Raw genomic sequence first — 18558 nt, forward strand, 5'->3', positions numbered from 1 at the left:
GGTACGAGTAGCTTTCGGACGGTCGGCGAATTGGATCAAGCCAGGCTGGCACTGCTGGACCAGGCCGCCTTCTTGCGGCTACGGGCCACCGGTCAAGGCAGTACGGTGCAATGCACGTGGGTGTACGACCGCGACGTCGATCTCGACCAATTGCGGATCTTCAAAGACCATCTCGGGGCCGGTCTGCTCGGCCGACGGATCGAGCGCTCGCCGTTGCCGTTCGGGCGCCATCGGTGGGTGCTCGACCATCGCTGCCCCGACATCGCGCTGGAACGGCGGCAACCGCGGTCGGAGGTCGGCGCGTGGGTCGAAAGGCGCGCACGCGTGCCCGTCGATCCCGAGCACGGTCCGGCGTTTCACCTCGGTGTCCTGCCATTGGTGGACGGCGGTGCGGCAGTCACCTTGGTGGCATCGCATTGCGTTGTCGATGGGCTGGGGTTGATTGCGGCCCTGACCGAGGCGGTCAAGGGACAAAGCCGTAATCATGGCTACCCGCGGCCGAATTCACGGAGCCGGATCCGTGCCGTCGCCGAGGACCTGGCCGATGCCGTTCGCGGCCTGCCGGCGGCCGTCCGCGCGCTGGTGGCGGCTCTGGTGATCCTGCTCAAGGCCTCGTCCGGTCCGCCGCCGGGGGCGCGGCGGCCGGGGCCGCTCCCCCCGGTCGGTGATGACCGGATGTCGCTACCGTCGGTGACGATGCAGACCGACGCCGCCGCGTGGGAGGCGCGTGCGCGCAGTCTCAACGGAAGCAGCAACACCTTATTCGTGGCGTTCGCCGCCCGCCTGGCCCACCGGACGGGCCGGGTGCTTTCCGACGGGGACTCGGTGACGGTCGTCCTTCCGGTCAGCGATCGCACCGGAAACGACGACCGTGCCAACGCACTGACCTCGATCACGCTCACCGTCAACGGAGCGGCGGTGGTCGACGACTTGAGTTGCGCGCGCGCAGATGTCAAGAAGCTGCTGACGTCGCTGCGAGACCAACCCAACGAGATGCTCGCGGGGTTGCCGCTCGTCCCGTTCACGCCGCGATGGCTGGTCCGACGCGCCGAAGGGATTGCGATGTCGACCGGCCTGCTTCCGGTCGGGTGTTCCAACCTGGGGAGCCTCGATGCCGCCGTCGGCCGCGTCGACGGGGGGGACGCCGCCGAGGTCTGTATCCGGCTGGCCGAGCAGGGCATCACTCGCGGCCGTGTCGAGCAGGCTCAGGGCCAATTGTTCTGCAGCACAGGAACGATCAACGGCAGCCGGTTTCTCAACGTCGTGGCGTACCGGGTGGGCGCCGGCAACACCGCGGCAGAAACCCGCGAGCTCGCGTGTGGCGCACTGGCGGACCTGCAGCTGTCCGCCACCAGCGTCTACGAGGGCCGGATATGACGGTGGACACCGACCTCGCGGTAAGGGAACCCGCCCACCGCCTCAGGTATGTGGTTATCGGCGCCGTGGTTGCGGCCTGGGCGCTCGCCGTGCTGTGGTTCGCGATCAAGATCGTTCCACTCGACGTGTACTGGATGTCGTACTACGCCGCGGACTACTCCCACGGCTTCGTGCGTCGTGGGCTCGCCGGTGAACTGGCGCGGTTGCTCCCCGGCCACTATTTCGCGGTCACGCTCGGCCTGCGGTGGCTTTCGACGGCGGTCTACCTGTGCGGTCTGGCAACGGTCGCGGGCGTGGCGCTTGTCGGTGGCCGTCTGTCGGGGCGCAGGCTGATGGTCGCCATGCTGATTCCGTTGCTGCCCTTCGGTGTCCCGTTTGCGGCCTACTCGGCCCGGCCCGACCTGTTTGGCGGGGCGGCCCTGGCGCTGTTCTGTTCGGCACTGGTGTTCACGCGTTCCCGCGCTATCGCAATGGCATGGTGCATCGCCTACGGCGTCACGATCGCGGCGATGACGCTCGCGCACGAGGCGATAGGGCTGCAGTTCGCCCTGGGGGCCGTGCTGGCGATCATCGTCCTTGGCGGTGCCCTGGAGAACAGCCAGGGCCTCGGCGTGCTGATGGGTGTGATGCCGGGAGCACTCACGGCGGCTGCGGTGGCGGCGTTCGGCAGGCACGACATCGCGGCTCAACTGTGTGCGTCGGTTCCCCATCACCCGATGCCCGACCCGTTTGGCGCGGTCACGTCGCCGACCACGCTGGTGCACTATGTTGTCGACGGGCAATCCATTCGAACCGACTATCACGACTGGGTGTGCCGCAACGTGATGCCGAACTACGACAACGGAATCGGCGATGCCGTCCGCGCCGTCGGCCACGTCGGCATGCTCGGTCTGGCGGTCTCTCTGATATTCGGTGCCGGTGCCCTCGTGCTGACCATGTGGGGACTCTGCACCATATCGGGCGTGCCGCTGGGCGCGTTTGTCGAGGCGCTGCGGGGCCGGATGGTGTGGGCGGTCGGCGGGCTGCTGTTGATCTGTCCGGTTTTTCTGACCGGATATGACTGGACCCGCTGGCTGACCATCGTGGCGTTCGATGTCGGCGTGGTGTTCACCCTCTTCGCCGCGGGCAGGCCGGAGATCGATCAGGGGCTCGCACCGAAAACATTGCGACAGTTCACCATTCTTGCGGTCGTGCTCGCGCTGATCCCGGTAGGGGCGGTGCCTGGTTTCGGTGGACCGCGGATGATCTAGCCCTGTCGTGTCCATGTCGGCGAAGTGATCAACACTCGTGTACGCGACTGCCCGGTCGCATGTTCACGATGGCCTAGCCTCCGGGGGCGCCCGCATACTTCTCGATGAGCTGCCGCTTGTACAGCTTGCCGGCATCAGAGCGCGGCAGATGCGCCTCGAAGTACAGGTTGCGGGGACATTTGTAGTGGGCCATGCGGTTCCGCAGCCAGGCGATTAACTCCTCGGCGAGTCTCGCGGACGCGAAGGCGGGGTCCGACAGTTGCACCACGGCGGTCACCGACTGCCCCATTTCCGGGTCGGGTACGCCGAACACGGCGGCATCGACCACGAGCGGGTGGCTGACAAGAGTGTTCTCGGTCTCCTGAGGGTAGATGTTGACCCCGCCGGAGATGATCATGTGATTGCGGCGATCGCTGAGGTAGAGGTAGCCCTCTTTGTCGAGATAGCCGACGTCGCCCACCGTGACCCAGCCCTCCGCGCTACGCGCCGCGGCAGTTTGCGCTTCATCGTTGAGGTACTCGAAGGGATAACCACCCTCGTAATAGATCTCACCGATCTGCCCGGGTCCGAGCTCGCGGCCCTCGTCGTCGAGGATGTGCGGCGTGCCCAGCATGGGCTTGCCCACCGATCCCGGGTGGGCAAGCCACTCGTCGGCGCGGATGAATGAGATACCGGCGCCTTCGGATGACCCGTAGTACTCGTCTACGATCGGGCCCCACCAGTCGATCATCTGGCGCTTGATCTCAGGCGGGCATGGCGCGGCGGCATGGACGACCCGCCGCAACGTCGATAGGTCGTAGCGCGTCCTAGTCTCTTGGGGCAGTCGTAGCATCCGGACGAACATCGTCGGCACGAATTGCGCATGCGTGACACCGTGTCGCTGTATGCACTCTAGGGCATCCTCGGCGTCGAACTTTTGCATGAGAATTGTGGTAGCGCCGACGGCTTGCGCCGCCATGGTCCACATGGCCGGCGCGGTGTGGTAGGTGGGAGCGGGACTCAAATAGACCGAATCGCAGCTCATCTCGAGAGCTTCGAAGACGGGGGTCGACAAACTGGAAATGACCGAGCCTGGTGGTTTCAGCGGTCGGCGGATTCCCTTGGGACGACCGGTGCTGCCCGCGGAATACTGCAGAAGCTGACCCTCGGACTCATCGGTGATAGGTGTCGAAGGTTCGGCGGCCAGGCACTCCGGGTAGCGCTGCCAGCCGCGCAGGTCGTCGTCGGCTATTAGCGCCACGGGTGGTAGGCCGTTGCCGGGCTGGTCGGAGAGACCCTGGCATGCGTCCCGCATCGCCCGGGAGGAGAGGATGGCCTTCGCGCCACTGTCTGCCACGACGTAAGCGATCTCGGAGTGACTCAGATGCGTGTTGACCAGCGTGTAGTAGAGCCCGCTCCGCTTGGCTGCCCACATCGCGGTGTGGATGTGTTCGTTGTTCTCCATGAGAACCGCGATGGTGTCCCCGACGACCAACCCCGATCGTCTCAGAAAGTGTGCGAGTCTGTTCGCTCCGGCTTCGAGGTCCGCAAAGCTTACGACGGTTCCGGAGGGATGAAGGATCACAGCAGGTTTCGCCGATCTCGCGTAATCGCGCAACTGCATGCAACACCCTCGATTCCCGCCCGATCCGGCGCCAAATCAACGCGTGACGTCGCGGAACGCCTGAACGAGCCGCGATAGAACCTCAACTGCTCGCTCGCCGTCCTCGGGCACCCCCACCGTGAAGCGGACATCGGTGACGCCCGCCGCGACCAGTGCCGGCACCGCCGCGACCGATGAGGCGCAGTCGATCGATCCGCCGTCGTCCTTCACGGCGCGTGCGGCACCCTGGACTTGCAGATTGCCGGCGTCGCCGCCGAAGGCGGATACTCGGTCCTTCATCGCCTTTATCGCGGTGGGAAGGTCGGACAATGCTGAGCCCCAAGGGATCCAACCGCTGCCGAATCGCGCGATTCGACGGGCGACCGCGTCGTTAACGGTTCCGCTGATCCAGCATGGCACGCCGCCGGGTTGCACCGGCTTAGGCATCTGGTGGATAGCGTCGAAGGATAATTCAGGCGAGTCGTAGGACGCGCGCTTTTCGGTCCATAACGTCTTGCAGACTTCTAGTGTGTGATCTAGCAGGCGCCCACGGCGAGCGAAAGACAGCCCAGCGGCGTCGTATTCCTCTTTTTGCCAACCCACCCCGACCCCGAGGTCGATGCGGCCGTCGGAAAGCACGTCGAGTGTCGCCAGCTGTTTGGCCAGAACCGCGGGCCGCCGCAAGGCGGCGAGCAGTATCGACGTCCCGAGTCGGATCTGCTCGGTGGTAGCAGCAATCGCCGTGAGAACGATAATGGGTTCCAGCCAGCTCCCGTCCGGCCCGGTGGGTTGGCGGCCACCGGCCGTACCGCCTCTTGATGGATCCGCATAGGCCGCGAGATTCTCACCGAACACCACGTGGTCAGACACCACGACGCGGTCGATTCCCGCGACATCCATGGCCCGTGCCGATGCTAGCGTCGGGCGCCAATCATGTTGCGGACCATCGGTAAAGGTTCGCAAGTACAACGAGATTTCCGGGTAACGCACTGTCACTCCTGTGCCGTACTCCAAGGCCGATCCCAACGGTCGATCGCCGCCACCTCTTTCAGCGATTTCCGCCGCACTGCGTGGTGCCCGCCCTTTGGCCAACCCACCGTAAGTAGGGTTGCGATCTTCCAATCGCTCGGAATTCCGACCATGGACCGCAGTTGATCCTCGCACGACCCGTGCCACAGCGTAATCGCCGCGCCGAGGCCTTGCGCACGGGCTGCCAGCAAGAAGTTCTGCACGGCGGGAAAAATGGACCCCCCTTGCTGGAGTTCGGAGGTTCCCCGCTGCGGCTCTACGCAGAACAGCACCAGCACTGGCGCGGCCCCGCCGACGCTCATGTGTTCCGCCATCGTTCGCAGCACGCGCGATTTCGGGTCGTCGGCCCGGTCATCGGGCATGGAAAGACGATAGAAGTCGGTCATAATTTCCCACGTCTTAACGGCCGCCGCTGTGATGACGTCGCGCAAGCTGTCCGATCGCAGTACGACGAACTTCCACGGCTGCTGATTGCCTCCGGACGGCGCCCAACTTGCCGCCCGCAAGCACATCTCGATCACCTCATCAGAGACGGGTTCGTCGCGGTAGCGCCGGACTGCCGACGCGGTGCGCATGACCTCCCACACGTCCGCCGACGTCCGCGCGATCTCCTGCCCACTCACGGTGTCTCCTTCGCGGGCAGGACACCCCGCCAGGTTCCGCCGCGCACCGGGCCGGTCACCAGAGGCAGATCGAGGGTCGACAGCAAGCCAGGCGGCGCGGCCATCACGGCGGGAATGGCATTCAGCTCACGCATGACGGTCGCGTAGGTTAGGCCGCGCATGTTATTTCCGCGGCCATGCATCTCGATGTCTACGGTGTAGGTCGGCATGCCGTCGACAACGACCCGGTAACCACCGTGCGGTGACGGGTGCCTTGGCCAATCCGGCGCGGCATCTCCGCCCATGCGAGTGACGTGTTCGAGCGTCACACGCTCCTCGCCGCCCACCATTCCAGCCAGCTTGAATCGCATGCCTCCCACGGTGCCAGGTTCGATCCATCCCGACGCGACCTCGTATCGGGTTGTGGCCAACCACGTCTCGATGGTCGTCTCGACGCAATCCAGCGGTAGGCCAACGCCGTCGGCAACGAGATGCACGGTTGGTGCCCATAGTGCGGCCAGGCGCTGCGTGTCGAACAGCGGCGCCGGATGGTCGGGGTGGCGACCGAAACCCATGAAGTCGAACATGATGTCGGGTTGGTTGATGGGCCCATAGTCCAATATCTCGAGCATGGTGATGCTGTCGACGCGGCTGCTGAAGCCTGTCATGGTCAGCGCGATCACGTCGTTGGCCCATCCGGGGTCGACGCCGCTGTTGAAGAAGCTGGCACCGCCCTCGGCGCACGCCTCCTCGAGCAGTTTGACGGTTTGCTTGTCCGCGGCGGGCGGGTAGCACATCGGCACCAGCGAGGTGCACACCACATCCTTGCCCTGGCGCAGGCAGCGCGCAATGTCCTGCGCCGCCTCGTGGTAGCGATAGTCTCCTGAGGCGAAATAGGCGACCACGTCCGCATCCGTCGATAATGCTGCGCCGACATCCCGCGTGGCGATTACGCCGGTCGCCGGCATCCCACACAGGTCGCCGGCATCCCTGCCGTCCTTACCTTCGGCATGGACGATTACGGCGGCCAACTCCAGGCCTGGGTGGGCGATAAGGGCACGCAGCGCGCCGATACCGACCTGACCCGGGCCCCACAGAATCACTCGCGGCTTTCGTTGACCGGCCGCCATCGGCACCCCTTCCGCCGTCATCGGCCAAAAGCATGAGAACATATCTTCTCATAGAGAGATAACACCATTACCGAAGTGGATGAGGAGCGGGGCCAATGGTGACCGATTACGAATTCTTGAAGTGGGAGACCTTCGACGACGGCATGATCGTTCGGATTTCGCTGAACCGCCCCGAGCAGCGCAACGCCCAAAACCGCGGCATGTTGGTCGAACTCGATGAGGCGTTTGCGCGGGCGGAGGCCGACGACACCGTCCGCGTGGTCATCCTCGCCGGCGAAGGCCCGATGTTCTCATCCGGTCACGATATCGGCTCCCGACAAGCGCTGGCCGAGTTCAGCCCGGGTCCTGGCCAGCACCCCACCGTGACAATCAATGGCGGAACCCGCGACGGTGCGGAGAGAACCATGCTGCAGGAATGGCACTACTTCTTTCAGAACAACCTCCGGTGGCGCAACCTCCGCAAAATCACCATCGCCCAGGTGCACGGCGATGTCTTCTCGGCAGGACTCATGCTGATCTGGGCATGCGACCTCATCGTCGGAAGCGAAGAGGTGCGCTTCGCCGACGTGGTCGGTACACGGCTGGGTATGTGCGGGATGGAATACTTCGGCCATCCCTGGGAGTTCGGGCCGCGACGGACCAAGGAGCTCATGCTGACCGGCGATGCGATCGGGATCGAAGAGGCCTACCGCCTCGGCATGGTTAGCAAAATCTTCAAACGCGACGAGCTGCCCGAGCGCACACTCGAGCTGGCAAGGCGCATCACCAAAGTGCCCACGATGGCGGCCCTGCTGATCAAGGAATCGGTTAACCAGTCTGTCGACAACATGGGCTTCTACAACGCGCTGCAATCGTGTTTCTCGTTGCACCAGCTCAATCACTCTCATTGGGCACAGATCCGCGAGGACAAACTTCCCACTGCCGGCGAGGCTCAAGGGGTGCCGAACTGGCGGACCGCTCCCCCGGTTGTCTTGGCGGTCAAGGACCAGGTCCGGTCCGAGGCGTGACATCTGCATCTTTGTCCGACCAACGGGCGCCACAACCAATGGAGGTGACCATCCCCGGTCACCTATTTGGCCGGCTGCCGTTCTACGACGTTGTCGACACACCCGAGTCGGTCGTCGTCGACCTGCATAACCGGCCGGACCTGGTGAACTACCGCGGGGCGCTGCAGGGTGGGTTGGTCGCCACGCTGATCGATGTGGCCGGGGGCCGACTTGCCGTCAAGCACGCCGGGGACGGAAGCGGTGCGGGCACCGCGGACATGTCGATCCATTTCTTGGCACCGATCGTCGAGGGCCCGGCGCGTGCGAGTGCCACACTGCTCCGAGCTGGAAAGCGGACGATCGTGGTCGGCGTCGATGTGTTCGACGTGGGTCGAGACCGGCTCGCGGCAAGGGCAACCCTTAGCTTCGCAATCCTGGCGTCTCGCGGTCCCGCTCAGCCGGCGACCGGCCCGTAACGCGCGTCGGCGACGCGGTCCAACGCGGTCGCGGGATCGCCGAAGACCATTGCCCAGCCGCGGACCCGGCGGTAGTACAGCTGGATGTCAGCCTCCATACCGAATCCGTATCCGCCGTGGATGTGCAGACTGCGCCGCGTCGCATCCCGCGCCGTCTCATAGGCGAAGACGAAAGCCATGGCGGCCAGTTCGCGTACGCGGTCGGGCTCGTCGGCGAAGGCGCAGCCCGCCTTCAGTCCGAGCAACTGAGCCCCGTCGGCGGCGGTGGCGCTGTCGGCCAGCGGGTGAGATACCGCTTGGAAGGAACCGATTGCTGTGCCGAAGGCGTGGCGTTGTTTGGCGTAGTCAACGCCGATCTCGACGGCCCGCTTGGCCGCGCCGGCCAACGCGACGGCGGTCAGCACCAGCCACAGGTCGAGCGCATGCGAGAACAGCTCGCGCGCCGCGGCCCCGTCGGCGAGCACAACGGAGTCAGACCTAATCATGATGTCAGCCAGGGGTATTGACGCGAGGTTCCCCACCGCGGTGCGGTTGTCACCGATCGGCACTGCTTGTAACCGTCCCTCCGAGAGGGCAACTACGTAGTCCGCCACCGCTCCCGCAGGGACCAGTTCCAATCGCCCTCCGCATGCCACGCGAGGCGCGAACGTGACGAGTCGTTCACCCGCAAGAACCTCGCTCAGCAGCCCGGCGCCGGTCTCACCGGACTCGGCGAGCGCCCGAGCGGCGACTTGCGCTTCGATGACGGGCGCGGAGGCAAGTGCGCGGCCGCATTGTTCGGCGATTAACGCGAGGTCCAGCACCGAGGCACCCCATCCTCCTGCAGCCTCACCGACCGCCATCTCAACCGCGCCAATCCCGAGCAGCGCCCTCCACAGTTTGAGGTCGAAGCCCGACGGCTCAGCCGCTCGGATGCGCTCGGAGGTCGACTCGCGCGTGAACAGCGCGGCGAACGAAGCCGCCAGTTGCCTCTGTTCGCTCGTTAAGCTCAGGTCCACGGCGGTCAAATCCTCACGTGCGGATATGGTTACTCTCAGAATTGAGATTAGCATTACCATACGCACTGCCCGGGATGCGTGTGACGACAGATTGGCCTATGCAGATGCATTTTCAGCTCGACGCCGACGCCGCGGCCTTCCGCGACGAGCTTCGCGACCACCTTCGGGACGTGTTGAGTCCCGAGTTCGAGGAACGCATCTACCGCAGCGGGGTCGCACACGACGACGAGTTTGCGAAAGGGCTCGTCGACAAGGGGTATTTCGCACCGGGCTGGCCCGGCGAATTGGGCGGCCAGAACCGCAACTCATGGGACGAACAGGTCGTCAAAGAAGAGCTCATGCGCTCTGACGCGCCCATGTACCTGTCCGAGACGACCAGGATGGTGGCGTCGATAATCCGCGACATCGGCACTCCCGAGTTGAAGGATCGCATCCTGGCCGGGGCCATCAACGGCGACATCACGATCGCGCTCGGCTTCACCGAACCCGAATGCGGTTCGGACGTCGCGGCGGCCGCCACCAAGGCCGTCCGCGACGGATCGGCAGAGGATGCAGACTGGGTGATCAACGGCTCCAAGATGTTCACCACCAATGGTCACATCGCCGATTTCATCTTCCTGCTCACACGCACCAACCCCGACAAGCCCAAGCACAAAGGCCTCACGATGTTTCTCGTGCCTTGCGACTCGGATGGCTTTGAGGCACAGGCGGTCTGGACCCTTTCCGGAGAGCGGACCAACATCACTTTCTACAGCGACGTCCGCGTCGGAGACGAGTGGCGAATTGGCGACATCGACGGCGGCTGGGAGGTGTTGGGGCTTTCGTTGCGGTACGAGCACGCATCCGGGTGGGGACCGCACCTGATTCGACTGTTGGATCACGCCGAACACTGGGCCACCACCACCCGGTCCGGCGATGTCGCACCGCCCATCGCCAGTGCCGACGTCCGGCGCCGGCTTGCCCGAGTCGCCATGGAGACGGAGGTGTCGATGCTGTTGCAGCGGCGATGCGTCTGGATGCACGAACAAGGTGACGTACCGGTGGCCGAGGGTCCGATGTCCAAGGTATTCAGCACCGAGGCGCTCGAACGCGCCAGCCAAGACGTGGTCGAACTGGTCGGCGCTGACGGCCTGCGCAGCTATCTCGAGCCGACCGCGCCAGAGCACGGGCGGTTCGAACACTCATTGCGGTTCTCGCTGGGCACCACGATCTACGCGGGCACCAGCGAGATTCAGCGAACGATCATCGCCCAGCGAGGGCTCGGCCTACCCCGTTAGCTTCTTGACCCGCCGCGTCGGCGTCGTCCGTGGCGCCGCCTTGCGTGCAGGCCTGGACTTGATGTCGGCGACTGGTGGCGTGACGGCCTGTTTGCACCACGCCCACAACTGGTCCTCCGTCAGCTTGGGGCCCTTGCTGCCGCCGAGGTGGAAGACGCCGATCTGCGCAAGTGCGGTGAGCGTGGTGTTCAGCAAGGTGGTCAGCTGCGCGGGGGTCATGTCCGTGCGGACCAATCCGGCCCGGGCACACGACGTGATGATCTTCGTCAGCAGCTTCTGGTGGGGCTCCCACACTTTGGCAAAATCGTCCGGCCGCTCGATCTCGAGGCTGAGGTTGTAGATCGTCATGACTCGGCCTCCGACGGCTTCCGAAGACTCCGCGCGAGACAGCACCCCTCGGCAGAAGGCCTCGAGCTGCTCCATCGGACCGTCGGCCGCGGCGACCTCCTGCCGGATGTCCTCGGTGAACTGACTCGTGACGTTCTCATAGAGCGCCAACAGGAGTTCTTCTTTACCCGCGAAGTGTTGGTAGAACGCGCGCAGGCTCAGGTTCGACCTGTCGATGAGCGTCTGGATCGTGAAGTCGGCCTTGCCCGACTCCTCCACCAACTCCAGGGCGGTGGCCAGGAACCGCGAACTGCGGGCGAGAGCGCGGGCCCGCGCCGTGCTCAGGCGCCGCTCGATCGTGCGTTGCTGCCACGTACCGGGCACCTCAACGTCGTTGTCAACCAGTTCCAAGCCGGTTTCGATCGCGCGTCCGGCAGGCTTCTTCGTAGGCATAGTGCCGACAAGAATACTCGCCCGCCGAAGAAAATGTGCGACCTACATACACGTGCATGTTGATTATCACTTTGCGTAATTGCTAGTTTCCGGACCTACCGGCAACGGGCGGTGCCTGCCGCCGCCTGGCCGAGAATGCTTCGGGTGCAGGCGGGGCCCCGGGGCCTTCTTGGCGCGTGCCTCATCACGGGGCGCTCCCGACTTCTTCCTCGCGCAGGAACGTTATCCGTGCGTCCCGGTTACCTCGTGCCGAATGGTATGCGGTACCGTGGAAACGGTGATTCTCATCTGTGAATCAGTGCGCCGTAATTGAAGCCGCGGGCCGTCGAAGGAGTGCAGCGTTGAGTGCAGACATTCTGATCGTCTCGCCGGATGACCACCTGGTGGAACCGGCCGATCTGTGGACAAGCAGGCTGCCGGAGCGCTACCGCGACATCGGGCCGCGAATCGTTCGCACCAAGGGGCGCATGGACCCGAGCGTCACGTCCGATGTCGCATTCGTCGAGGATCCCGACGGCCGTGACGCGGATATCTGGCACTACGAGGATGCCGTCATCCCGATCCCACTGATCAGCGCTGCCGCCGGCTACGACCTCGACGAGCTCAGCACCGATCCGATCACCTACGACGAGATGCGCCCGGGCTGCTTCCGTGCAGCGGACCGGCTCGCGGACATGGACATCGCCGGCATCGAGGCGTCGGCCTGCTTCCCCAACACGCTGGTCCGCTTCTGCGGCCAGCGGTTCCTGTACGGCAAGGACAAGGAACTCGCCAGACTTTGCGTCGAGGCCTACAACGACTTCCAGATCGACGAATGGGGCGGTAGCTCGAACGGGCGGCTGATCCCGCTGGGCATCATTCCCTTGTGGGACGTCGAACTCGCCGCCAGGGAGGTCGAAAGGGTTGCCGCCAAGGGAATGCGCGCGGTGTGCTTCTCCGAGCTGCCCAGCCGTCTCGATCTGCCGTCCATCCACAGCGGCTACTGGGACCCGTTCTTCGCCGCCTGTGAGCGCAACCAAGTGGGCATCATGCTGCACATCGGCTCGAGTTCGTCGCTCACCAAGTCCTCACCCGACTCTCCGCATGTGGTGACCAGCGCGCTGATGGCGGTCAACTGCACGATCGCGTTGGTCGACTGGCTGTTCTCCGCCAAGCTCGTTCAATTTCCGGACCTCAAGATCGCATTCGCCGAGGCGCAGGCCGGCTGGATTCCCTACTACCTGCAGCGTGTCGACGAGGTCTGGGAGGACCGTCGAGCCTGGGGCGGCATTCATCCCCTGTTGACCGAACCGCCGAGCAACCAGGTGCCGGGGCGCGTCTACTTCTCCACCTTCGGCGACCCGGTCGCCTTCCGCATCCTCGATCTCGTCGGCCCGGACCAGCTGATGTTCGAGACCGACTACCCGCACAACGACACCAACTGGCCGAGGAGCCTGGAGGTCGCCAATAAGGCGACGGAGGGCCTGGACGAGGAGACAAAGCGGAAGGTGTTGTCCACCAACGCCAAAAAGTTCTTTGGCATGGTGTGAACAACTGGCCGCGGGGATTTCGGTCGCGGGTGTTACAACGCCTTCCACTCGGGTTTGCGCTTTTCGAGAAAGGCTCGCGGCCCCTCGACGGCGTCCTTGGTCAGCGCGACTTTCATCCGATAGTTCTCGGCGAGCAGTTCGGCCTCGTAGATGGGCAGCGTGAGACCTTTGCGCACGGCCATCCGCGAACCTCGTACCGCCAGTGGCGCATTTGAATTGACGATGCCGGCGATCTCCCACGCCCGGGCCATCAATGAGTCGTGCGCCACCACCTCGGTGAAGATACCCAGGTCGTAGGCCCGTTGGGCGTCGAGTCGTTCGTGCTTGCCCATCAAGATCAAACGCATCGCGACGGGCAGCGGCAAAATCCGGGCAAGCCGCACCCCTTCGCGACCGGACGTCACGCCGATGCTGACATGCGGATCCATCAACGTCGCGCGCTCCGACGCGACGGTGATATCCGCGGTCGTCACGAGATCCAGTCCCGCTCCGCAGGCGATGCCGTTGACGGCGCAAATGATCGGCTTGGTCATCTGCAGCCACGGCGGCGTGGCCTCCTGGGGTGCGTCCCATTGGCGCATCGAGCTGAGGATTGGCTCGCCCTGATTGTCGATTCCGGCCGCGTTGTCCATGTCGTGGTCGGCCGCCTTGTTGACGTCGGCCCCTACGCACAGGGCGCGTCCGGCGCCCGTGATGATGACCGTCCAGATCTGTTGGGAACGTTCGATTTCCGAGTACGCGACCGCCAGTTCCGCGATCATCTCGTCGTTGATCGCGTTGAGGACCTCCGGGCGGTTGAGGGTCACGCAAGCGGTGTGATCCCGCACCTCGACGTCGATCGTTTTGTACTGACTCACCTGATCCGACCCCCGCTCTCCAAAACGCTTGTGGCGCTCGGACGAAATCCGAATGCGTCTTGAAATCGGTCGCAGAAGCGCGGCCAGACATCGGGATTCAGCAGCCGTGGCGGCACACCGCCGCCGAAGATCGTCTGCCACTGCGTGGCCGTGGCGACGGCGATATCGCGCGTGGCCTCGACCGTGATCCCCGCGGTGTGGGGCGTCGCCACCACATTGGCAAGCTGCAGCAACGGATTGTCCTGGCGCGGTGGTTCCTCGTGGAACACATCCAACCCCGCCCCGGCGATTCCTCCGGTGCGCAGCGCTTCGAGGAGCGCGGTTTCGTCATGAACGGGTCCGCGCGCTGTGGTGATGAAGAACGCGGTCGGCTTCATCGCCGCGAACTGCCCGCTGCCGATCAGTCCCTCGGTCTCACTGGTCAACGGACAGGTCACCTGGACGAAGTCCGAGCGCTCGAGCAGTTCGGTGAGCGCGACGACTCGCACCCCGCGTGCTCGCGCGCTCGCCTCGTCGAGGTAAGGGTCGAAAACGAGGACCTCCATATCGAACGGCGCGCACAGTTCAACCAGGCGCCCACCGATTGCCCCGAGCCCGATGACACCCAGCGTCTTGCCCATCAACTGATTGCCCCGCAAGACCATTCGATCGCTGAGGGGACCGGCTCGCAGCATCCGGTCTGCCGCGGTGATCTTTTTGGCCAGGTCGAGCATGAAGCCCAGCGCATGCTCGGCGACCGCCTCCGCGCCCGGCCCGGAGTTGTTGCACACCGCGATTCCGGCGCGCGTGCACGCGTCCACGTCGATGACGTCGTACCCCGCGCCCGCAGAGCACACGGCGAGAAGGTTTTCACACCGCCGCAGCAAATCCGGCCCGGCCAGCCACTGCGCACCGCCGGCGTAGCCAGCCACGTCCGTGCGGGTGGCGACCTGGTATCCGTGTGCAGATTCCAAGACGGCCCAGCTGTCCGTGTCGGCCGCGGTCAAGTCGAGCTTGACCAGATCGATGTCAGCATTTTCGAGGATCTCGCCGGCCACGGGATCCGTCCACCGCTCGTAAACCAGACGCGGACGAACGCTCACGTGTTCTTGACTTTGGGTTTCGCCTGCGCCGCCTTGAACATTTCGGCCAGTTCGGCGTTGACGTTCTTGTAGTCGTTGCGGGCGATCGCGCCGTCGCGGCCCTCGACGACGTCGTACCCGAGGCGCAGGTCCTTGTTCTCCATGTGGAAGTACTCACGGCCGATCGGCAGTCGGCGGTCTTTGCGCGGCACTTCCATCCACGCCCGCAGGAAGCAGCGCGCCTTCTTCGGATCATTGCTGCTGACGAAGTCGGAGCGCGAATGGCACATTGCGAAGTTGTTGGCCACCGCGGCCTCGCCGGATTCCAGTCGGAATTCGACCTGCTGCTCGATGAGGATGTTGCGCAGCAGATCCACCGCTTCGACCTCTTGTGGCGTGAACTCACGGCCCAGGGCGTGCATCGCGGGCAGGATGCTGCTGTAGGTGAAGTTGATGCAGATTCGTCCGTCGATTTGGGAGAAGACGGGCACGTCATAGGGCGTCACGTCGGGTTGGTCGTCAGGCTGCTCGCTGCGGCGATGATGCGGGAACCCCCGGTAGAGCACTTCGAGCAGATCCGGCCGTTCCGCCAGAACCCGGTTGTGCGCGGCGGGACCGCTGGCGAACTGGCTCTCCCCACCCTGCGCCGCGGGATACACACACAGCAGCGAGAGGATGTCGGCGGCATCGTTGTGCATCGCCAGCTCAGCCCGCGATTTGGTGCCACGGGCGGGTTGTACGCCGCCCGGCAGGATCTCCTCCTGCACGCGCACCATCCGGTGACCGAAGGAGTTGTTCGACACGAGATACCCGAGGTGCGTGCAGAACGCCCAGTAAATTCGTTCGAGTTCCTCGATCGAATGCTGTTCGACCGGAAAGCCGCGCACGCAGGCCAAGCCTTTGCCGAACATTATTTCCCGGTAGAGCCGGGCCAGATCGTCATCGAGATCCGGGTGCCGTGCGTCCTCGGGCGTGATGTCGTCTCGGTCCTTGTTCGCGGTCTTGGCCAGGATTGATTCCAAAGCCGCCACGTTGCGGGCCGATAAGTCGAACGCGAAGTCCTCCTTGCTCGTGAAGTCGGCTCCGGTCCACGCCATCGTGTCGGTGACGGGTTCGGTATAGATGGCTGTCGGCATCCGGTCCTCCTGAATGGGTTGGCTCACTGCGGCTATTGGTCGTCGGTCGTGCAAATCGGTTCGCGCGGTGACTCGCTCAGCCCGCGGAGCGCCTGCGCGCGCGTGGTGGCCGCCTCCGTCATCATCCCGATGTCGGTCCCCGCCGAGATGAACCGCAAACCCAGCCCCACGAACCGGCTGAGCAGTTCAAGGGACTTTATTCCGGCTATCCCGAGCGCCACGCCGTGACTACGGCAAGCCGCCGCGACCGATTCTACCGCACGCTGGAAATGAGGATTCTCATACTGTCCGTGGATGCCCATTTCAGCGGTCAGATCGCTCGGTCCGACGAGGATCATGTCGATGCCTTCCACCGACGCGATGGACTCGCAGGCATCGACCGCCTGCGGAGTCTCGATCATCACGGCCACGACGGTGCGCCGTTCGAGCACCTCGACCAGTTGTGGCGCCGGACGCTGCCCGAATCCGCTGACAGCGTTGGGACCCGAAATCGATCGATGGCCGATCGGGGGAAACCGCGCGGCGTGAACGACGGATTCCGCCTCGCTCCTCGAATTAACGTGCGGGACAATCACTCCCACTGCCCCGCCATCCAGGACCCGGGCAATGACGCTGGGGTCGTGCGACGGCACCCGCACCAGACCGGATATCCCCGCCCCCAGCGCGCTCATGCAGAGCATCTGCGCGGTTTCCAACGACATGGATGTGTGTTCGAGATCGACATAAACGGCGTCGTACCCGCATGCCGCCGCAACCGCGGGAACATCAGGGGTGCGTGAGTTGAGCAGAGCCAGGCACAGCACAAGGGGGTGTCCACGTAAGGCGTCCCGCAGCGCCGTCGTCATAGGCTCACGGTAGCCGACCGAGAATGCGGTTTCCATCTTTCTGCGAACTGCCGTTATCAAGCGGGCGGCGGTGTGATAACCATGAGCTATGCCGCCGAATCGCGTCGCTATCGTGGGCGCAGCCCTTTCCGACTGCGGTCGAGTTCCCGATAAGACCGCCATGGCGCTGATGGCGCAGTCCTCGCGGCGCGCGGTCGTCGATGCGGGGCTGACGAAGGACGACATCGACGGTTTCGGCGCTCATGGGACGTTGCTTCCGCCGGTCGAAGTCGGCGAGTATCTCGGTCTGCGCCCCGACTGGGTCGACGCGACCAATGTCGGAGGATCGTCGTGGGAAGTGATGGCCGGCCACGCCGCGGCAGCGATCGCGGCGGGGCAGATCGAGGTCGCCCTGTTGACGTACGGATCGACCGCGCGCTCGGACGTCAAGCGCCGGGTGCGACCATCCGCCGCCGCCATGGGCACCGGCGGCGTCCTGCAGCACGAGACGCCCTACGGCGCGACGTTGATCGCCAAGTACGCCATGGCGGCCAGGCGACACATGATCGAATTCGGGACGACCGTCGACCAGCTGGCGGAGGTCGCCGTCGCCGCCCACGAGTGGGCGGCCATGAACGAGAACGCATTTGAGCGCGACCGCATCACCGTGGCCGAAGTGGCGGCCGCACCGATGCTGGCCGACCCGTTCACCTCCAAGCATGTGTGCCTGCGCACCGACGGTGGTGGCGCCGTCGTGCTGGCCAGCGAGCGGGTGGCCAAGGATTGCGCGAAAGAGCCGATCTGGATTCTCGGGTCGGCCGACGCGACATCCCACGTCAGCATGAGCCAGTGGCCCGATTTCACGACCTCGGCCGCCGCACGCTCGGGCCCGCGAGCCTTCGCGCAGGCGGGCGTCGGCCCGGGTGACATCGACGTGTGCCAGCTCTACGACTCCTTCACGTCCACCGTGCTGCTGACCGTGGAGGATCTGGGCTTTTGCGCCAAGGGCGAAGGGGGGCCGTTCATCGAATCCGGTGCGCTGCGCCCGGGCGGGGCGCTCCCGACCAACACCGACGGAGGCGGGCTGGCCTCCTGCCATCCCGGTATGCGAGGGATGTTCCTCATGGTCGAGGCGGTGCGGCAGTTGCGGGGCGAATGCGGGCGGCGCCAGGTCGGCGGGGCCCGGTTGGCCTGTGTCCACGCCATGGGCGGTTTCTTCACCCACAGCGCGACGATGATTCTCGGGAGGCAGTAGTGACGGCACCCGATCGGCCCACGGTCGACACCGACGGACAGGCCTGGTGGGCGGCCGCGCAGGACCGCAGATTGATGGTCAACCGATGCCGGTCCTGCGGTCGGGCCTCGCTGTACCCACGGCCGTTCTGCCCGCACTGTTGGTGCGAGGACGTCGAATTGGTGCCGGCCACCGGACGCGCGCGGCTGTATACCTGGAGCGTCATCCGCCAGAACGCCGCGCCCTTCGATGCCCACGTTCCGTACGTACTGGCCATGGTGGACCTCGAAGAGGGGCCACGGCTGATGACCGTCGTCGAGGATTGCGCCATCGAAGACCTGCGCGCAGACATGGATCTGATGGTTGCCTTCCGCGAAGACGGCGACGGATTCGTCGTACCGGTATTCCGCCCGGCACGCGCCTAAGCTTC

Annotated in this window: 18 protein-coding genes; 8 read left to right on the plus strand and 10 right to left on the minus strand. The window is 64.9% G+C overall.

Features of this window, described 5'->3' with window-relative positions:
- Nucleotides 1-30 precede the first annotated feature (30 nt).
- Entirely contained in the window at nucleotides 31-1377 is a 1347-nt protein-coding gene (locus G6N51_RS09810; protein WP_232078309.1) for a wax ester/triacylglycerol synthase family O-acyltransferase, read from the plus strand.
- The gene (locus G6N51_RS09815; protein WP_083169142.1) at nucleotides 1374-2627 is read left to right on the plus strand and encodes a hypothetical protein; all 1254 of its coding nucleotides are present in this window, start codon (nucleotides 1374-1376) and stop codon (nucleotides 2625-2627) included. The genes G6N51_RS09810 and G6N51_RS09815 overlap by 4 nt, the downstream gene beginning before the upstream one ends.
- A gap of 73 nt (nucleotides 2628-2700) precedes the next feature.
- Here G6N51_RS09815 and fadD4 read toward each other — a convergent pair whose 3' ends face one another.
- From fadD4 to G6N51_RS09835, 4 genes are read right to left on the minus strand one after another with little or no spacing between them, the layout of a single operon-like run.
- On the minus strand, nucleotides 2701-4230 hold the full coding sequence (fadD4, locus tag G6N51_RS09820; protein WP_083169140.1) for a fatty-acid--CoA ligase FadD4: 1530 nt from the start codon (nucleotides 4228-4230) through the stop codon (nucleotides 2701-2703).
- 36 nt (nucleotides 4231-4266) lie between these two features.
- Entirely contained in the window at nucleotides 4267-5205 is a 939-nt protein-coding gene (locus G6N51_RS09825; protein ID WP_083169137.1) for a TIGR03619 family F420-dependent LLM class oxidoreductase, read from the minus strand.
- Nucleotides 5202-5813 (minus strand): nitroreductase family protein, encoded by a 612-nt coding sequence (locus G6N51_RS09830; RefSeq protein ID WP_083169259.1) that lies wholly within the window; start codon nucleotides 5811-5813, stop codon nucleotides 5202-5204. Before G6N51_RS09830 ends, G6N51_RS09825 begins: the two co-directional genes overlap by 4 nt.
- Before the next feature lie 44 nt (nucleotides 5814-5857).
- Nucleotides 5858-6943, minus strand: a complete 1086-nt coding sequence (locus G6N51_RS09835; protein WP_083169261.1) for an NAD(P)H-dependent amine dehydrogenase family protein — start codon at nucleotides 6941-6943, stop codon at nucleotides 5858-5860.
- 125 nt (nucleotides 6944-7068) lie between these two features.
- Here G6N51_RS09835 and G6N51_RS09840 point away from each other — a divergent pair, with 125 nt between their 5' ends.
- A complete protein-coding gene (locus tag G6N51_RS09840) occupies nucleotides 7069-7977 on the plus strand; it encodes an enoyl-CoA hydratase (RefSeq protein ID WP_083169257.1) in 909 nt (302 codons plus the stop codon).
- Between the two features lie 38 nt (nucleotides 7978-8015).
- Nucleotides 8016-8432 (plus strand): PaaI family thioesterase, encoded by a 417-nt coding sequence (locus G6N51_RS09845; protein WP_083169134.1) that lies wholly within the window; start codon nucleotides 8016-8018, stop codon nucleotides 8430-8432.
- Here G6N51_RS09845 and G6N51_RS09850 read toward each other — a convergent pair.
- Complete coding sequence (locus G6N51_RS09850) at nucleotides 8411-9430, minus strand: acyl-CoA dehydrogenase family protein (RefSeq protein ID WP_083169131.1); 1020 nt, start codon at nucleotides 9428-9430, stop codon at nucleotides 8411-8413. The genes G6N51_RS09845 and G6N51_RS09850 overlap by 22 nt on opposite strands.
- Nucleotides 9431-9534: 104 nt before the next feature.
- On the opposite strand from G6N51_RS09850, the gene G6N51_RS09855 reads away from it, so the two are divergent.
- Nucleotides 9535-10707: an acyl-CoA dehydrogenase family protein gene (locus G6N51_RS09855; RefSeq protein ID WP_083169255.1), complete on the plus strand. Its 1173-nt coding sequence runs from the start codon at nucleotides 9535-9537 to the stop codon at nucleotides 10705-10707.
- On the opposite strand, the gene G6N51_RS09860 is transcribed toward G6N51_RS09855, so the two are convergent.
- Nucleotides 10696-11487, minus strand: coding sequence for a TetR/AcrR family transcriptional regulator (locus G6N51_RS09860; protein WP_083169128.1), 792 nt, complete (start codon nucleotides 11485-11487; stop codon nucleotides 10696-10698). The genes G6N51_RS09855 and G6N51_RS09860 overlap by 12 nt on opposite strands.
- Nucleotides 11488-11828: 341 nt before the next feature.
- Here G6N51_RS09860 and G6N51_RS09865 point away from each other — a divergent pair, with 341 nt between their 5' ends.
- On the plus strand, nucleotides 11829-13016 hold the full coding sequence (locus G6N51_RS09865) for an amidohydrolase family protein (RefSeq protein ID WP_083169125.1): 1188 nt from the start codon (nucleotides 11829-11831) through the stop codon (nucleotides 13014-13016).
- Nucleotides 13017-13048: 32 nt separating this feature from the next.
- Here G6N51_RS09865 and G6N51_RS09870 read toward each other — a convergent pair whose 3' ends face one another.
- From G6N51_RS09870 to G6N51_RS09885, 4 genes are read right to left on the minus strand one after another with little or no spacing between them, the layout of a single operon-like run.
- Entirely contained in the window at nucleotides 13049-13873 is an 825-nt protein-coding gene (locus G6N51_RS09870; RefSeq protein ID WP_083169122.1) for an enoyl-CoA hydratase/isomerase family protein, read from the minus strand.
- Entirely contained in the window at nucleotides 13870-14955 is a 1086-nt protein-coding gene (locus G6N51_RS09875) for a hydroxyacid dehydrogenase (RefSeq protein ID WP_083169119.1), read from the minus strand. The genes G6N51_RS09870 and G6N51_RS09875 overlap by 4 nt, the downstream gene beginning before the upstream one ends.
- On the minus strand, nucleotides 14952-16070 hold the full coding sequence (locus tag G6N51_RS09880; RefSeq protein ID WP_083169253.1) for a TauD/TfdA family dioxygenase: 1119 nt from the start codon (nucleotides 16068-16070) through the stop codon (nucleotides 14952-14954). Before G6N51_RS09880 ends, G6N51_RS09875 begins: the two co-directional genes overlap by 4 nt.
- A 32-nt stretch (nucleotides 16071-16102) precedes the next feature.
- Nucleotides 16103-16951 (minus strand): HpcH/HpaI aldolase family protein, encoded by an 849-nt coding sequence (locus G6N51_RS09885; RefSeq protein WP_083169116.1) that lies wholly within the window; start codon nucleotides 16949-16951, stop codon nucleotides 16103-16105.
- 52 nt (nucleotides 16952-17003) lie between these two features.
- Here G6N51_RS09885 and G6N51_RS09890 point away from each other — a divergent pair, with 52 nt between their 5' ends.
- Together G6N51_RS09890 and G6N51_RS09895 are read left to right on the plus strand one after the other, a co-directional pair.
- Nucleotides 17004-18149, plus strand: a complete 1146-nt coding sequence (locus tag G6N51_RS09890) for an acetyl-CoA acetyltransferase (RefSeq protein WP_083169113.1) — start codon at nucleotides 17004-17006, stop codon at nucleotides 18147-18149.
- On the plus strand, nucleotides 18149-18553 hold the full coding sequence (locus G6N51_RS09895) for a Zn-ribbon domain-containing OB-fold protein (protein WP_083169110.1): 405 nt from the start codon (nucleotides 18149-18151) through the stop codon (nucleotides 18551-18553). The genes G6N51_RS09890 and G6N51_RS09895 overlap by 1 nt, the downstream gene beginning before the upstream one ends.
- Nucleotides 18554-18558: the final 5 nt, after the last annotated feature.

The organism is Mycobacterium paraseoulense, from assembly GCF_010731655.1.
GTDB lineage: Bacteria > Actinomycetota > Actinomycetes > Mycobacteriales > Mycobacteriaceae > Mycobacterium > Mycobacterium paraseoulense.

Bases quoted from the DNA above. Each gene is read 5' to 3' on its own strand.
- G6N51_RS09815 (WP_083169142.1), top strand. From the start codon at position 1,374: ATGACGGTGGACACCGACCTCGCGGTAAGGGAACCCGCCCACCGCCTC.
- fadD4 (WP_083169140.1), bottom strand. From the start codon at position 4,230: ATGCAGTTGCGCGATTACGCGAGATCGGCGAAACCTGCTGTGATCCTT.
- G6N51_RS09830 (WP_083169259.1), bottom strand. From the start codon at position 5,813: ATGCGCACCGCGTCGGCAGTCCGGCGCTACCGCGACGAACCCGTCTCT.
- G6N51_RS09845 (WP_083169134.1), top strand. From the start codon at position 8,016: ATGGAGGTGACCATCCCCGGTCACCTATTTGGCCGGCTGCCGTTCTAC.
- G6N51_RS09855 (WP_083169255.1), top strand. From the start codon at position 9,535: ATGCATTTTCAGCTCGACGCCGACGCCGCGGCCTTCCGCGACGAGCTT.
- G6N51_RS09860 (WP_083169128.1), bottom strand. From the start codon at position 11,487: ATGCCTACGAAGAAGCCTGCCGGACGCGCGATCGAAACCGGCTTGGAA.
- G6N51_RS09880 (WP_083169253.1), bottom strand. From the start codon at position 16,070: ATGCCGACAGCCATCTATACCGAACCCGTCACCGACACGATGGCGTGG.
- G6N51_RS09885 (WP_083169116.1), bottom strand. From the start codon at position 16,951: ATGGAAACCGCATTCTCGGTCGGCTACCGTGAGCCTATGACGACGGCG.
- G6N51_RS09890 (WP_083169113.1), top strand. From the start codon at position 17,004: ATGCCGCCGAATCGCGTCGCTATCGTGGGCGCAGCCCTTTCCGACTGC.